Below are 14,508 nucleotides of genomic sequence, written 5' to 3' on the forward strand. Positions count from 1 at the left end.
GCGGATCTGACCCTTCGAACGGGAGGGCGGTCCCGCATGCCCGGCAGGGATGCCGGGCATGCGGGCTGGGTCTAGCGGTTACCGCTCGGCGACTGCCTGATCATTCCGTGCCGGCCGCGTTGATCGCCGACAGGATTCCGGGGATATCGGCCCCCTCGGCGACGCCCGTCCCGATCTGGTTCTGCACGGCGCCCTGCACGCCGGGGAAGGCGGGGTCGGTCGACGGGTAGAACCGCGCCGACGGCAGCAGGTCGAGGAACGGTCCGAAGTTCGGGTCGTCCGCGAGCGCCTCGGATGCGCTGGCCGTTGCGGGGAGGAAGCCCTGGCTCGTCAGGAACTCGGTGTAGTTGTCCGGCTCGTAGAAGAAGTTCAGGAACCGGCTCACCGCCTCGGAGTTGCCCTCGTTGTCGAAGGCCATCAGGTAGTCCTGCACCCCGAGGGTCGACGGCTCGACGTCGCCGTTCACGGGAGGGAGGGTGACGCCCCAGTCGACGTCCGAGTCCCAGCCGGAGAAGAGGCTCGGTGCGAAGCTCGCGCCCGCCATCATGCCGACCTTGCCGTCGGCGAACGGACGGAACACACCGTCGGTGCGGTTCGTCTGACCTGGGTTGTCCTGCGTGACCTTGTAGACGTTGGTGAGGCAGTTCAGCACCGAGAGGGTGTCCTGGTTCTGCTCGCTGTCGATGGTGAACTCACCGGGACCGGACTCCCAGTCGCCGCCGTTGCCCCACATCCAGATCGACCATTCGGCCTGGCTCTCCTCCGTTCCGAGGGGCAGTCCGTACCCGATGTATCCCGCCTCCTCGAGAAGCTTGGCGTCTTCGACGAGCTCCTTCCATGTGGTCGGGGGCGCATCGATGCCGGCCTCCTCGAACGCGGTCTTGTTGTAGAACAGACCGCGCGTGCTGGTGATGAAGGGCAGCCCGTACTGGGTGCCCTCGAACGTGCCGGCCTCCTTGAAGGCGGGGATGAAGTCGTCGTTCACCTCGTCGGAGACGAGGGTGCCCGCGTCGAGGAGGAGCCCGTCCGACGCCCAGCCCGAGTACTTGTTCTGGTTCAGCACGTCGGGGTACTGCTGGGTCTGGATCATCGTTGCGATCTGCTGATCGAAGTTGTTCCAGTCGATGACCTGCACGTCGACCGTGTAGCCGGGGTTCTCCTCGGCGAAGGCGGCGGCGAGGTTCTGCCAGTAGTCGAGCGTCGTGTCCGTGTAGGCGCCGCCGATGAAGGTGATGTTCTTCTTCGAATCGTCGGGCTTCGTGGGCTTGGTGGTCACCGATGACACCGTGTCGGCCGTGACCGTGGGGGCCGAGACGGATGACGCGCTGGGCGCCGGGTCGGAGGAGAGGAGCGCGTCGCACGCGGCCTCGTCGAGAGCCGAGGAGGACGTACCGCCGCCGGCGCATCCGGCGAGGGTGAGGGAGGCGAGAGCGACGAACGCGGAAGCGACCCCCACCCTTCTGAAGTTCGATCTCATTTGCTGTTGCTCCATGCTCGTCGGTGGAACTGCGGGGGAAGGGATCGTTGCTGCGAGGTAAGAACACTTTCTTGACTTACCCGGTAAGTCCACTTTTCTTACTATCCCCTAAGCTGTCAATGCGAACCGGAGTCGCGTAACAAACTGTTAACGAGAGGGAGCTCCCGCTCCCGGCCACGCCCCCAGCAGGAGGATCTGTGACGCAGGCGACGATGGAGTCGGCGCCGCCCTTCGGCGAACCGGGGCGGGGTGCCGACGCACCCGATGTGCGCGCCCACAGCTACCGGGCCCCGCAGCAGCCGGGCTCCGCACCGCGGCTGATCTCGCAGTCCGCGACCGGCCGCCTCAACCGCACACGGCTCCTCGAGATCCTCTACGACATCGGCCCGACCACCCGGGCCGAGCTGGCGCGGATCGCCGAGGTCACGAAGACGACCATTGGCTCGATCGTGCAGCCGATGATCGACGAGGGGATCCTGGTGGAGGGCGACCCGCGCCCGAGCAGCTCGCTCGGCGGCAAGCCCGCCCGCCCGATCTGGTTCTCCCCATCGGGCCGCCCCGTCGTGGCGGTGCACCTCAGCCCCGAGCGGGTGCGCGCAGGCCTGGTGACGCCCACCGGCGAGATCACGGCCGAATCGTCGGCCGTGTTCTCCGGCACGACCGACGCACCCGAGGCGATCGCCCTCCTGATCGCCGACGCGATCGAGAGGGTCCTCCCCGCGCCCACGGGCGCCCGGCCGCTCGGCATCGGGGTCGCCGTCGCCGGCATCGTCGACACCGACGAGGGCCGCATCGTCGAGGTCAACCTCGCGCCCCGCCTCTCGGGGCTCCAGCTCGGACCGATCCTGTCCCGACGGCTCGGCCTGCCGGTGTTCATCGACCACCATCCGCGGGTCCAGGCGCTCGGCGACCGCTGGTTCGGCTCCGGACGCGGCGTCTCGAGCTTCGCCTCCGTGTACTGCGGCGAGGCGATCGGCGCGGGCTTCGTGATCGGCGGATCGGTTCACCGCGGGGGCGGCGGGGCGGGCGGCGAGGTGGGGCACACGATCGTCGACCTGGCCGGGGCCGTCTGCCGCTGCGGCCGGCGCGGATGCTGGGAGACCATCGCCACCCACCGCTGGATCCGGACTCAGGCGGCAGCGGTCGGCATCCCCGGCGCGACGGCTTTGACGGTCGGCCCCCTCGCCTCGCTCGCCGACTCGGGAGACGCGACGGCGGTCGATCTGCTCGATCGCTACGCCCGGAACGTCGCCGTGGGGCTGATCAACATGCAGCAGACCCTGGCGCCCGGCCTGTTCGTCCTGCACGGCGACGTCGTCGAGGGCGGAGAGAATCTGCGAGCGCTCATCGAGAAGCACGTCCGACACGGTGTGCCCGACCATCCCTCGGGAGAACCGAGCGTCGAGTTCGCGACGACCGGCGACGACGTCACCCTGCTCGGCGCGACCGGTCTCGTGCTGTCCCAGTCACTCGAGCTGCTGACCTGACACCCCGCATTCGATGAGCGGGGCCGGGTTCAGCCGACCGGCGTGATCGTGTTCGCCTCGTCGACCAGGAGCAGGTCGCCGCGCAGTCCCGGCTCGATGTACCCGCGCTCGTGCTGTCTTCGCAGCAGACTCGCGGGAACACTGGTCGCCGCGGCGACGGCCGCCGACTCATCGAGTCCCACATGCTCGATCGCGTGATCGACCGCACGATCGAGAGTGAGGGTCGAACCGGCCAGAGTGCTGGTGCCCGCGAGCCGCGCGACACCGGATTCGACCTCGACGTCGAGATCTCCGATGCGGTAGTCGCCGTCCGCCATGCCGGCGGCCGCCATCGAGTCGGACACGAGCGCGACGCGATCGGGGGCGAGCGCGAAGAGCGCCTTCGCGACGGGCCACGCGACGTGCTCGCCGTCGAGGATCAGCTCGATCGTCACTCCCGCTGTGGCGACGGCCGCCATCACAGGCCCGGGAGCCCGGTGGTGGATGCCCGGCATCGCGTTGAACGCATGGGTGAGCGACCGCGCCCCGCGGTCGAAGGCCCGTCGCACCGTGTCGTAGTCGGCCTCGGTGTGGCCGATCGAGACGATCACACCGGCGTCGACGAAACGGTCGAGCGCCTCGAACGCTCCCGGCAGATCGGGCGCGAGGGTCACCTGACGGATCGTCCCCTCCCCCGCCTCGAGGATGCGATCGACCGCCTCCGCCGTCGGGGGGACGAGGAGCGCCGGATCATGGGCGCCCTTGCGTGCGGGTGCGAGGAACGGCCCCTCGAGGTGGACGCCGAGGACCGCCGCATGGTGGTCGACGAGCGGGGCGAGCAGCCGGAGGCGCTGCTCGAGGACCTCGGGAGCAGAGGCGACGAGACTCACGAGGGCACCGGTCGTCCCGCGGGCGCGCAGGAGACCGAATGCCGTCTCGATGCCGTCCGGATCGGCGGTGTCGAAGGAGATTCCCCCGATCCCGTGGCAGTGCAGGTCGAGGAACCCGGGCAGGAGCCGCCGTCCCGCGGCATCGATGCGATCGGCGCCGTCGGCGAGCGGATCGCCCGTCCAGGTGTCGCCGACGCCGACCGCGGCGATCTCACCGCCTGAAACGATGACCCACGCGTTCGGCACGGTGCCTCGGCTGTCGACGGTGGTCGCGCCGTGCACGAGGATGCGGCTCAGATCCTCTGCCACGACGGCTTGTTCTCGTAGGTGTAGCGGTAGTAACCGGCGTGCTCGAGGCCCGCGGCGGCAGCCTCGTCGACGACGATCGTCGCCCGCGGATGGAGCTGGACCGCCGACCCGGGCAGGCTGGCGGTCAGCGGACCTTCGACCGCGGCCGCGACGGCCTCCGCCTTGCCCGCACCGAACGCGAGCAGCACGAGATGTCGCGCCTCGAGGATCGTGCCGAGCCCCTGCGTCAGACAGTGCCGCGGCACCTCGTCGGGCGAGGCGAAGAAGCGGGCGTTGTCGCGCCTCGTCTGCTCGGTCAGCGTCTTGACGCGCGTGCGCGAGGCGAACGACGAGCCGGGCTCGTTGAAGCCGATGTGACCATCGGTTCCGATGCCGAGGATCTGCAGATCGACGCCACCGGCTTCGGCGATCGCGCGGTCGTAGCGCTCCCCCGCAGTCTCGATTCCGTCGAGCGAGCCGTTCGGCACCGCGACACGATCGACCGGGATCCCCAGCGGATCGCACACCTCGCGACGGATGACCTCGGCGTAGCTCTCGGGGTGCCCGGCGGGAAGGCCGACGTACTCGTCGAGCGCGAAGCCCCGGATGCCGGACAGTGCGACGGCCCGGGGATCCCCCCGCTCGAGAGCGGCCGCGAGCGCGCGGTAGACCACGAGCGGTGTCGATCCGGTCGCGAAGCCGAGCACCGAATCGGGTCGTCTCCCGACCTGTTCGAGGATCGCCTCCGCGACGAGCTCGCCCGCGCGCTCAGGAGTCTCGACGATCACGACTTCGGCCAACCGGGTGCCCCCTCAGTTCGGACTCAGCGTATCGAGCGAGGTGCCCGCTTCGGGCGGTGTTCAGGGCAGAACACCACCCGAAGTGGGCGAGTCGGGTCAGGCGAGGCGCGTCGCGAGGTTCTCGGCGAGGCTGTCGAGGAACTCGTCGGTGGTCTGGAACGGCTGATCGGGCCCGACGAGGAGCGCCAGGTCCTTCGTCATCTTGCCGCTCTCGACGGTCTTGATGACGACGTCCTCGAGGGTGAGAGTGAAGTCGATGAGCTCCTGGTTGCCGTCGAGCTTGCCGCGGTGCGCGAGACCGCGCGTCCAGGCGTAGATCGAGGCGATCGGGTTCGTCGACGTGGGCTTGCCCTGCTGCCACTGGCGGTAGTGGCGCGTGACCGTTCCGTGCGCCGCCTCGGCCTCGACGATCTTGCCGTCGGGGGTGGTGAGCACGCTGGTCATGAGGCCCAGCGAGCCGAAGCCCTGGGCGACGGTGTCGGACTGGACGTCGCCGTCGTAGTTCTTGGCTGCCCAGACGTAGCCGCCCTCCCACTTGAGCGCCGCCGCGACCATGTCGTCGATCAGGCGGTGCTCGTAGGTGATGCCGGCCGCGGCGAACTGCTCGGCGAACTCAGCCTCGAAGACCTCCTGGAAGAGGTCCTTGAAGCGGCCGTCGTAGGCCTTGAGGATCGTGTTCTTGGTCGAGAGGTAGACCGGGTAGTTGCGGGCGAGGCCGTAGTTGAGGCTCGCGCGGGCGAAGTCGCGGATCGAGTCGTCGAGGTTGTACATCGCCATCGCGACACCGCTCGACGGGGCCTGGAAGACCTCGAACGACTGCGCCTCGGAGCCGTCGGCCGGAGCGAAGCTGACGGTGAGCGTGCCGGGTCCATCGAAACGGAAGTCGGTCGCCTTGTACTGGTCGCCGAACGCGTGGCGGCCGACGATGATCGGCTTGTTCCAGCCGGGGACGAGGCGCGGGATGTTGCTGATGATGATGGGCTCGCGGAAGATGACGCCGCCGAGGATGTTGCGGATGGTGCCGTTGGGGCTCTTCCACATCTTCTTCAGGCCGAACTCCTCGACGCGGGCCTCGTCGGGGGTGATGGTCGCGCACTTCACGCCGACGCCGTGCTTCTGGATCGCGTGGGCCGAGTCGATCGTGACCTGGTCGTCGGTCGCGTCGCGGTTCTCCATGCCGAGGTCGTAGTACTCGAGGTTCACGTCGAGGTACGGGTGGATGAGCGTGTCCTTGATGCGCTGCCAGATGATGCGCGTCATCTCGTCGCCGTCGAGCTCGACGACCGTTCCCTCGACCTTGATCTTCGCCACGTGCACTGCTCCTCGCGTCTGATGCGCCGGTGAGTGGCGCGGTAACGACTTTACCAAGGACGCAAACTATCTCGACATCGAGATACCTGGGCGTTCCGGGCGAACGCGCACGTTGCGGCCGGCCCCGGGCGCCGGAACGTGCGCGCACGCGATCCACCCATCGGTCCGGGCGCTCCATCGGCCATGTCCGATTTCCGCTAGGAGACGTCGGAGGACTGGGTCAGGATGGAGGCATGGACTTCGACGAGCGCTACCGGGTGATCCAGACCCGCGACCCGCGATTCGACGGCCAGTTCTTCACCGCGGTGAGTTCGACGCGCATCTACTGCCGTCCCTCCTGCCCCGCGCGCACTCCGAAACCCGCGAACGTCACGTTCTACTCCACGAGCGCCGCGGCGCATGAGGCCGGGTACCGTGCGTGCAAGCGCTGCCTGCCCGAGGCGACCCCCGGCACCCCCGAGTGGAACCTGCGCGACGACCTCAGCTCTCGCGCGATGCGCCTCATCGCCGACGGAACGGTCGAGCGCGAAGGCGTCCCCGGCCTCGCCCGCCGCCTCGGCTACTCGAGTCGCCACCTCACCCGGGTGCTCACCGAGCAGCTCGGAGCCGGCCCTCTCGCACTCAGCCGCGCCCACCGGGCACAGACGGCGCGCGCCCTTCTGACCTCGACCGAGCTGGCGATATCCGACATCGCGTTCGCGTCCGGATTCGCGAGTGTCCGCCAGTTCAACGACACGATCCACGAGGTGTTCGAGCTCACACCGCAGCAGATCCGCGCGCGGCACACGGGGACAGCGGTCGCGGAGCCCGGTGCGGTGCAGCTCGCACTCGCCGCGCGTTCCCCGTTCGATCCGTCCGGCGTCTTCGCCTGGCTGGCGGCGCGCGCGATCCCGGGTGTCGAGGTCGCCACCCCCACGAGCTACGCGCGCGTGCTCCAGCTCCCCGGCGGGATCGCCTCGTTCGAGGTGACACCCGGCAGCGGATGCCTTCGGCTCTCGGCCAAACTGGCCGCGCTGCGCGATCTGCCGACGCTGGTCGCCCGCGTCCGCCGACTGTTCGACCTCGACTCGGACCCCGTCGGCATCGACGAGGCGCTCAGCGGGGATCCCGTCATCGCGCCCCTGGTCGCCGCGAATCCCGGCATCCGGCTGCCCGGGGCGGTGAACCCCGACGAGATGCTCTTCCGCGCGATCATCGGTCAGCAGATCTCGGTCGCCGCGGCGCGGACCGCGCTCGGTCGCCTCACCGCGGCGATCGGCACCGACCTCGGCGAATCGGCCGACGGAGCCCCGCACCGACTCTTCCCGACCGCGCGGCAGATCGCCGACCGCGGCCACGAGGTGCTCACCGGGCCGCGGACTCGGACCGCGACCATCCTCCGCATCGCCACTGCTCTGGCCGACGGCGAACTCGAGATCGGCTTCGGCGACGACGCCCGCGAGCTGCGGGATCGGCTCACCTCGTTCTCGGGAATCGGCGACTGGACCGCCGGCTACGTCGCGATGCGCGTGCTCGGCAGCCCCGACATCCTCCTGCCCGGCGACGTCGCCATCAGGACGGGGGCTCGCAGCATCGGATTCGCCGCGGACCGCGCCGAACTGATCAGACGAGCCGCCGATCTCGCCCCCTGGCGCAGCTACCTCTGCTTGCACCTCTGGGCCGCGAGCGCGGCGAGCGCCGCACCCGCCACCACCCCCGCACCGACACCGCTCGCGACCAAGGAGCTGCCATGACCGCCATCCTCGACACCGTCGACACCCCCGACGGCCCGTTCACCCTGCTGGCGGAGGACGACCGCGTCGTCGCATCGGGCTGGACCGCTGACCCCGCGGAGGTGCTCGCGCGCATCCCCATCGCCGTCCGGCCGTCGGGATTCGACCGCGGGTCGCTCCTCGCCTCCGACGCCGTCCGCGCCTACTACGACGGCGAGATCACCGCCATAGACGACGTCGCCGTGCACCATGTGGGCGGCCCGTTCCGCACCGTCGCCTGGGCGGCGCTGCGCACGATCCCGGCGGGGAGCCCGCTCACCTACAGCCAGTTCGCGGCGCTCGTCGGCTCGCCGACCGCCATCCGCGCCGCGGCGAGCGCCTGCGCGACCAATGCGCCCGCGCTCTTCGTCCCCTGCCACCGCGTGCTCCGCACCGACGGTTCACTCGGTGGATTCGCGTGGGGTCTCGACGTCAAGCGCTCGCTGCTCGGACGCGAGAGTTCAACCGCCGCGGCGGGCTGACCGCCGCTCATCCCGACGGGTGATGCAGGCCCCGGCGCGGCGCAGTAACCTGACCCCATGGCAGACCTGCGACTCGAGGAGCTCAACGCCGGCAACATCGTGGCAGCCAACACACTCACGCTGAAACCCGGCCAGGAGCAGTTCGTCGCGCCCGTCTCGCACTCGATCGCCGAGGCCTACGTCAATCCGACCACGGCATGGCCTCGGGTCGTGCTCGAGGGCGACGATGTCGTGGGCTTCATCATGGGCAACTTCGATCCCGATTCCGAGCAGCCCGAGTTCCGCAGCTGCATCTGGCGCATCAACGTCGCCGCCGAGGCGCAGGGCCACGGAGTCGGTACCTTCGCGGTGCATGCGCTCGCGGACGAGGCCCGCGCCCGCGGGTTCGATCGCATCACCGTCATCTGGGAGGCGGGACCCGACGGGCCCGAGGAGTTCTTCAAGCACGTCGGGTTCGTCCCGTTCGACGAGACCCAGTACGGCGAGACCATCGGGGAACTCAAACTCTGACGTGGCCGTCTTCGACACATCGGGCGAGTACACCGCCCAGGTCATCGAGGTGGTCTCGCAGATCCCGTCCGGCCGGGTCATGACCTACGGCGACGTCGCCTGGGTGTTCGGTCGTCCCGGCGCTCGCGCCGTTGGCATGGTGATGCGCTACCACGGGTCGGGGCTCCCCTGGTGGCGGGTGCTGCGCGCCGGAGGGCATCCGCCGACCGGGCACGAGGACGCGGCCCGGTCCCACTATGAGGACGAGGGCACTCCCCTCCTGCCGGCCGACACCCCCGCGGGCTACCGGGTCGACCTCGAACGCGCCGCCTGGACACCTGACGACTGATCCCGCCTGTCCTCTCCCCTTTCCCCGGTTCCCTCTCGCTCAGCAGGGAGAAGTCCCGGACACTCCCACCCGGCAGGTGGAAATGCCCTCAGCAGGTCGAACCAGGGGGTCCGCCTGCTGAGCGAAAGGGACGATTCCCCGGGGATCAGGCGAGGGAATCGCGCCAGGCGGTGTGGAGGGTCGCGAAGCGGCCCGTGCCCGCGATTAGCGCATCCGGGGTGCCGTCCTCGACGATGTGCCCCTTCTCCATCACGAGCACCCGGTCTGCGATGGCGACCGTCGACAGGCGGTGCGCGATGATCACCGCGGTGCGGTCGGCGAGAAGGGTCTGCAGTGCCGCCTGGACGGCGCGTTCGCTCGGGATGTCGAGCGACGCCGTCGCCTCATCGAGGATCAGGACCGCCGGGTCGGCGATGAACGCCCGGGCGAACGACAGCAGCTGACGCTGACCGGATGACACCCGTCCGCCGCGCTTGTTCACGTCGGTGTCGTAGCCGTGCGGCAGCGACTCGATGAACTCGTGCGCCCCGACCGCCTTCGCCGCACGGACGATCTCGGCACGGGTCGCCTCGGGGCGACCGATCGCGATGTTGTCGGCGACGGTCCCGGAGAACAGGTACGCCTCCTGCGTCACCATGACGATCGCGCTGCGCAGATCGTCGGGCGCGAGCGTCCGCAGATCGATCCCGTCGAGGGTGACCTCACCGTGCGAGGGGTCGTAGAAGCGAGAGATGAGCTTCGCCAGCGTCGACTTGCCCGCCCCCGTCGACCCGACGAGTGCGATGGTCTGCCCGGCCGGGATGTCGAGATCGAAACGGGGAAGGATCTGCGGTCCCGAGGCGTAGGCGAACTCGACGTCGTCGAAGTTCAGGTGCCCGCGCGGCTCGCGCAGATCGATCGGCCGGGTGGGATCGGCGACGCTCGGCTGCTCGTCGAGCACGCCCGAGATCTTCTCCAGCGCAGCCGACGCCGACTGGTAGCCGTTGTAGAACATGGCGAGTTCCTCAAGCGGGTCGAAGAACCGGCGCACGTAGAGCACGACGGCCAGCAGGGTGCCGATCTCGAGCACCCCGTCGGCGACCCGGAAACCACCGAACAGCAGCACCGCCGCGACGGTCACGTTGCCGATGAGCACCAGACCGGGGTCGAACGTGCCGAACAGGCGGAAGACGCGCGCGTTCGCATCCCGGTTCGCCTCGACCGCTCCGGCGAACCGGGTCGCGTTCTGCGGCTCCTTGCGGAACGCCTGCACGGCCCGGATCCCGGTCATCGTCTCCACGAACTGCACGATGAGCCGCGCCGAGGTCACGCGGGTGAGCCGGAACAGCTTCTGCGAGCGCTTCTGGAACCACCTCGTCAGGAACCAGAGCGGGATGAGGGCGACGGCCAGGATGAGACCGCTCTGCGGGTCGATCGACACGAGCGCGATCGCCGTGAACAGGGTGTAGAAGCCGCCGGCGACGAGGTTGCTGATGCCCTCGTCGAGCAGTTCGCGGATCGAGTCGAGATCGCTCGTCTGCCGCGAGATGATGCGGCCCGACGTGTACGACTCGTGGAACTCGATGCTGAGCGCCTGCGTCTGCCGGAACACCCGGCGACGCAACTCGAAGAGGATCGCCTGACTGATCCGCGCCTGCATGACGCGGTAGCGGCCGATGAGGAGCGCACCGGCCACGCTGAGCACCACGAAGGCGCCGCCCGCGAGGGCGATCGGGGTCCAGTCGCCGCGTGCGACGGCGGGGATGCCCTGATCGATCCCGATGGCGACGAGTGTCGGTCCGGCGACCTGGGCGGCGGTGCTCGCGATCACGACGAGCAGGGTCAGGGCGATCTGCTTCCGCAAAGGGCGCAGCAGCGAGACGAGCAGCCGCACTGAACGCCCGCGCAGGGCCTTGCTCTCGGCCTGCGACAGGTCGTCGCGCTCCTCGCCGGTGACGCCGGTCGTGGTCGTCACGAGGCCACCTCCTCTCGCTCGTCGTCGCCCTCGTCGAGGGATCGTTCGCGCTCCTCGACCTCCAGGCTCGAGATCACGTACCGGTAGCGCTCGCTCGTCGCGAGCAGCTCGGTATGCCGGCCGACCGCGGTGATGACGCCGTCGTCGAGCAGCGCGACCCGGTCGGCGAGCGAGACCGTCGAGGGGCGGTGGGCCACGATCAGGGCCGTCGTGGATCCGAGCACACGTCGCAGGCCCGCCTCGACGCGCGCCTCCGTGTCGACGTCCAGCGCGGACAGCGGGTCGTCGAGCACGAGGATGCGCGGGGCGGCCGCGACAGCGCGGGCGAGCGCCAGCCTCTGCCGCTGACCTCCGGACAGGCTGAGGCCCTCCTCGCCGATGACCGTGTCGACACCGTTCGGCAGCGCCTGCACGAAGTCGGCCTGGGCGACGTCGAGAGCCTCGGCGAGCGCGCGGTCGTCGGCGACGGGCGCCCCGAGCAGCACGTTCGCCCGCACGGTGTCGGAGAACAGGGTCGCGTCCTCGAACGCCATGGCGACGAGACGCCGGAGCTCCTCGAGGCGCAGGTCGCGGACATCGACTCCGTCGATGAGCACCGCTCCCCCGCTCACGTCGTAGAGCCTGGGAACCAGCGCGGTCAGCGTGGACTTGCCCGACCCGGTGATGCCGACAAGCGCGATCGTCTCGCCGGGCTCGATGACGAGATCGATCCCCCGCAGCAGTTCGGGAGCGTCGCCGTCGGCGTCGGCATAGTGGAAGCGGGTACCGCGGAACTCGAGTCGCCCGCGGGGATCCTCGATCGTCGCGGGGTTCGCGGAATCGGTGATGTCGACGGGCGCCTCGAGCACCTCGAAGATGCGGTCGGTCGCGTTGCGGGCGTCGAGCGTGAAGGCGAGCAGGAACCCGATCGACTCGATCGGGAAGCGCAGCACGGTCGCCGTGGCGAAGAATGCCACCAGCTCACCGGGAGTGAAGATGCCCTGGGCGGCGAGCACGACGCCGCCGATCAGGCACAGCGCGAGAGTGCCGTCGGGGATCAGGGTCAGCCAGCGCCAGATGTAGGCCGATGCGCGCGCCTTCTCCATCTCGGTGCCGCGCAGCTCCTCCGCCTGGCGTTCGAACTTCTCCTGCGCGAACTCGCCTCGGCCGAAGGCCTTGAGCACGCGGATGCCGTGCACCGACTCCTCGACCGCGGTCGCGAGATCGCCCACCTGGTCCTGGCTGCGGCGGGCTGCGACCGAGTAGACCCGCTCGAACCGCACCGCGATGAACCACACGGGGGCGGACCCGAGGAAGAAGATGAGGCCGAGCAACGGCTGGATGCTGAACAGCAGGACCGCGCCGACGACGACCGTGACGGCGTTGACGACGAGCAGGACCACGCCGAAAGCGAGCCAGCGGCGCACCAGACTGATGTCGCTCACCGCACGGGAGAGCAGCTGCCCGCTCGGCCACCGGTCGTGGAATGCGACGGGCAGATCCTGCAGATGCGTGTAGATCGCGTTCCGCATCGATGCCTCGACGTGCGAGTTGGGCGTGAGGATCAGCCAGCGGCGCACCAGGATGGCTGCGGCCTCGAGCACTCCGAGCCCGAGGATCACCAGGGTGGCGGGCAGGACGGCGCTGCGGTCGCCCTCGCCGAGGGCCGAGTCGACGAGGACCTCGAGCACCTGGGGGATGGCGAGCGCGACGAGGCCCGCGACGATCCCCGCCACGATTCCCGCGATGAGACGGGGCAGGGCGGGACGCGCGAAGCGCAGCAGGCGGCGCAGCGACGCCAGGGTCGAGAGCCGGGATTCGGCGGGCATTGTGTTACCTCGGAACGAGCGGAGATGTGCTCGGAAGAGCCTTGAAGCCTACAGAGGAGGGGATCGGAGCCGCAACGCGGATGTACGCTCGGCGTGTCAGATCAGGTCCGCACCAGGCGGACCGGGCCGAGGCGGTACGAACTCCAGCCGGCTCGAGCCGGACCGAGATCGGCGGAGGTCAGCGGATGCGGACCGAGAGGCAGGTGACGCATCCCTCGAGTTTCTCGAACTCGGAGATGCCGACCGTGACGACGCGATAGCCGAGCGACTCGACCAGCTCCTTCGATCGCGGTGCTGCATCGGACATGAGAACCACGCCGGGGGCGAGCTCGACGACGTGGGCGCCCTCGGGCTCGGGCATCTCGAGGAAGCTCGGGAAGAGTCGCGGGTCGACGGACGACGGATCGCCGATGACCGTTCCGTCGGGCAGGGCGGTGACCGCGGACTTGAGGTGCAGCGCTCCCGTGACCGGTACGGCGACGACGGTGCGCCCGCTCGGCCGCAGGAGTTCGCGCAGCTGGGCGACGCCCTCCGCGTTGGTGCGACCGCCCCGGCCCACGTAGACGGTGTCGCCGACGACAAGCACATCGCCGCCGTCGAGGGTCGCCGGCTCGGTAATCCGCGCCACGCTCATGCCGAGCGAGCGCACCGTGGTCTCGACGTCGTCGATCTCCGCCAGGCGGTGCTCTGAACCCGGGCGGGTGATGACGGCGACGTCGCCGAACACGACTACGGCGTCCTCGACGAAGACCGAGTCGGCGAGATCGGGAGCGATCGGAACCTCGAGGATGTTCCACCCTTCGGCCCGGAACGCATCGACGTAGTCCGCCCACTGGGTGTCGGCGAGTTCGGTGTCGATCTCGGACTTCTCCATATGCGTGACGACGCCGTCCGCGAGGTCGGGCGAGGGGAGGCGAACGAGCAGGACGCGTCCGGAGCGCAGCTTCGCCGGGCGCGCGGTGACGATCCGGTCGAACAGGCGCGGGGCGGCCGCGATCGTGAGGATGATGACGGCGACGATGAAGGTCAGGTTGACACCGACGAGGCTGCTGACGACCCCGTTCATCAGGTCGGAGCCGAGCGTCGCCCCGCTCGCGATCGAGGTGAGCAGGGTGCCGAGGAACGCGCCGATGACCGCGGTGATGAGACCCACCAGAGCGGCGACGTACCACCGCGCGAGCTCGGTCAGCAGGATCCCGACAGCCAGCAGGATGAAGACGACGATGCTCGAGTAGCCGAAGAAGCCGTTCGCGACGCCGAGGATGCTCGCGTCGAAGGTGTTGCCCACGAAGAAGGCGGCCAGCGTGATGAGGTGCGCACCCAGTGCCACGACCGCGGCGGTGATGAGGGAGGCGGACAGACGGCGCGACAGGGGGACGGTGAGCACCGGACAACCCTAGTGCCGCTCCCTATGACCCCTCCCCGACCCCAGGCGTTCCGGGC

General features: G+C 69.6%; 12 protein-coding genes. 5 read left to right on the top strand and 7 right to left on the bottom strand.

The features are described from left to right. Nucleotides 1–100: 100 nt before the first annotated feature. A complete protein-coding gene (locus DDQ50_RS00310) occupies nt 101–1,477 on the bottom strand; it encodes an extracellular solute-binding protein (RefSeq protein ID WP_165829631.1) in 1,377 nt (458 codons plus the stop codon). A 197-nt stretch (nt 1,478–1,674) separates the two neighbouring features. On the opposite strand from DDQ50_RS00310, the gene DDQ50_RS00315 reads away from it, so the two are divergent. After that, the gene (locus DDQ50_RS00315; RefSeq protein WP_205663538.1) at nt 1,675–2,964 is read left to right on the top strand and encodes an ROK family protein; all 1,290 of its coding nucleotides are present in this window, start codon (nt 1,675–1,677) and stop codon (nt 2,962–2,964) included. Nucleotides 2,965–2,993: 29 nt separating this feature from the next. On the opposite strand, the gene nagA is transcribed toward DDQ50_RS00315, so the two are convergent. From nagA to DDQ50_RS00330, 3 genes are all read right to left on the bottom strand, one after another. Beyond that, on the bottom strand, nt 2,994–4,142 hold the full coding sequence (gene nagA, locus DDQ50_RS00320) for an N-acetylglucosamine-6-phosphate deacetylase (protein WP_240614184.1): 1,149 nt from the start codon (nt 4,140–4,142) through the stop codon (nt 2,994–2,996). Further along, nucleotides 4,127–4,921 (bottom strand): glucosamine-6-phosphate deaminase, encoded by a 795-nt coding sequence (locus DDQ50_RS00325; protein ID WP_116754759.1) that lies wholly within the window; start codon nt 4,919–4,921, stop codon nt 4,127–4,129. The genes nagA and DDQ50_RS00325 overlap by 16 nt, the downstream gene beginning before the upstream one ends. A gap of 96 nt (nt 4,922–5,017) precedes the next feature. Beyond that, nucleotides 5,018–6,232: an NADP-dependent isocitrate dehydrogenase gene (locus tag DDQ50_RS00330; protein ID WP_116754760.1), complete on the bottom strand. Its 1,215-nt coding sequence runs from the start codon at nt 6,230–6,232 to the stop codon at nt 5,018–5,020. Between the two features lie 233 nt (nt 6,233–6,465). Between DDQ50_RS00330 and DDQ50_RS00335 the strand changes: the two genes are divergently transcribed. From DDQ50_RS00335 to DDQ50_RS00350, 4 genes are read left to right on the top strand one after another with little or no spacing between them, the layout of a single operon-like run. Next, on the top strand, nt 6,466–7,965 hold the full coding sequence (locus tag DDQ50_RS00335) for a DNA-3-methyladenine glycosylase 2 (RefSeq protein WP_116754761.1): 1,500 nt from the start codon (nt 6,466–6,468) through the stop codon (nt 7,963–7,965). Next, nucleotides 7,962–8,465 (top strand): methylated-DNA--[protein]-cysteine S-methyltransferase, encoded by a 504-nt coding sequence (locus tag DDQ50_RS00340; RefSeq protein ID WP_116754762.1) that lies wholly within the window; start codon nt 7,962–7,964, stop codon nt 8,463–8,465. Before DDQ50_RS00335 ends, DDQ50_RS00340 begins: the two co-directional genes overlap by 4 nt. A gap of 57 nt (nt 8,466–8,522) precedes the next feature. After that, nucleotides 8,523–8,975 carry a GNAT family N-acetyltransferase gene (locus DDQ50_RS00345; protein ID WP_116754763.1) on the top strand — a complete coding sequence of 151 codons (453 nt, stop codon included), beginning with the start codon at nt 8,523–8,525 and terminating at the stop codon, nt 8,973–8,975. A 1-nt stretch (nt 8,976) separates the two neighbouring features. After that, on the top strand, nt 8,977–9,303 hold the full coding sequence (locus DDQ50_RS00350; protein WP_116754764.1) for an MGMT family protein: 327 nt from the start codon (nt 8,977–8,979) through the stop codon (nt 9,301–9,303). Nucleotides 9,304–9,448: 145 nt separating this feature from the next. Here DDQ50_RS00350 and DDQ50_RS00355 read toward each other — a convergent pair whose 3' ends face one another. The 3 genes from DDQ50_RS00355 to ddaH all read right to left on the bottom strand — a co-directional run bounded on the left by DDQ50_RS00355 (nt 9,449) and on the right by ddaH (nt 14,452). Continuing rightward, on the bottom strand, nt 9,449–11,257 hold the full coding sequence (locus DDQ50_RS00355; RefSeq protein WP_116754765.1) for an ABC transporter ATP-binding protein: 1,809 nt from the start codon (nt 11,255–11,257) through the stop codon (nt 9,449–9,451). Further along, nucleotides 11,254–13,065, bottom strand: coding sequence for an ABC transporter ATP-binding protein (locus DDQ50_RS00360; RefSeq protein WP_116754766.1), 1,812 nt, complete (start codon nt 13,063–13,065; stop codon nt 11,254–11,256). Before DDQ50_RS00360 ends, DDQ50_RS00355 begins: the two co-directional genes overlap by 4 nt. 178 nt (nt 13,066–13,243) lie before the next feature. Continuing rightward, nucleotides 13,244–14,452 (bottom strand): dimethylargininase, encoded by a 1,209-nt coding sequence (gene ddaH / locus DDQ50_RS17575; protein WP_276308361.1) that lies wholly within the window; start codon nt 14,450–14,452, stop codon nt 13,244–13,246. Nucleotides 14,453–14,508: the final 56 nt, after the last annotated feature.

This window comes from Amnibacterium flavum (genome assembly GCF_003097495.1).
Taxonomy (GTDB): domain Bacteria; phylum Actinomycetota; class Actinomycetes; order Actinomycetales; family Microbacteriaceae; genus Naasia; species Naasia flava.

Coding starts and splice junctions, on each gene's coding strand:
- DDQ50_RS00310 (WP_165829631.1), bottom strand. CDS start 1,477: ATGAGATCGAACTTCAGAAGGGTGGGGGTCGCTTCCGCGTTCGTCGCT.
- DDQ50_RS00335 (WP_116754761.1), top strand. CDS start 6,466: ATGGACTTCGACGAGCGCTACCGGGTGATCCAGACCCGCGACCCGCGA.
- DDQ50_RS00340 (WP_116754762.1), top strand. CDS start 7,962: ATGACCGCCATCCTCGACACCGTCGACACCCCCGACGGCCCGTTCACC.
- DDQ50_RS00345 (WP_116754763.1), top strand. CDS start 8,523: ATGGCAGACCTGCGACTCGAGGAGCTCAACGCCGGCAACATCGTGGCA.
- DDQ50_RS00360 (WP_116754766.1), bottom strand. CDS start 13,065: ATGCCCGCCGAATCCCGGCTCTCGACCCTGGCGTCGCTGCGCCGCCTG.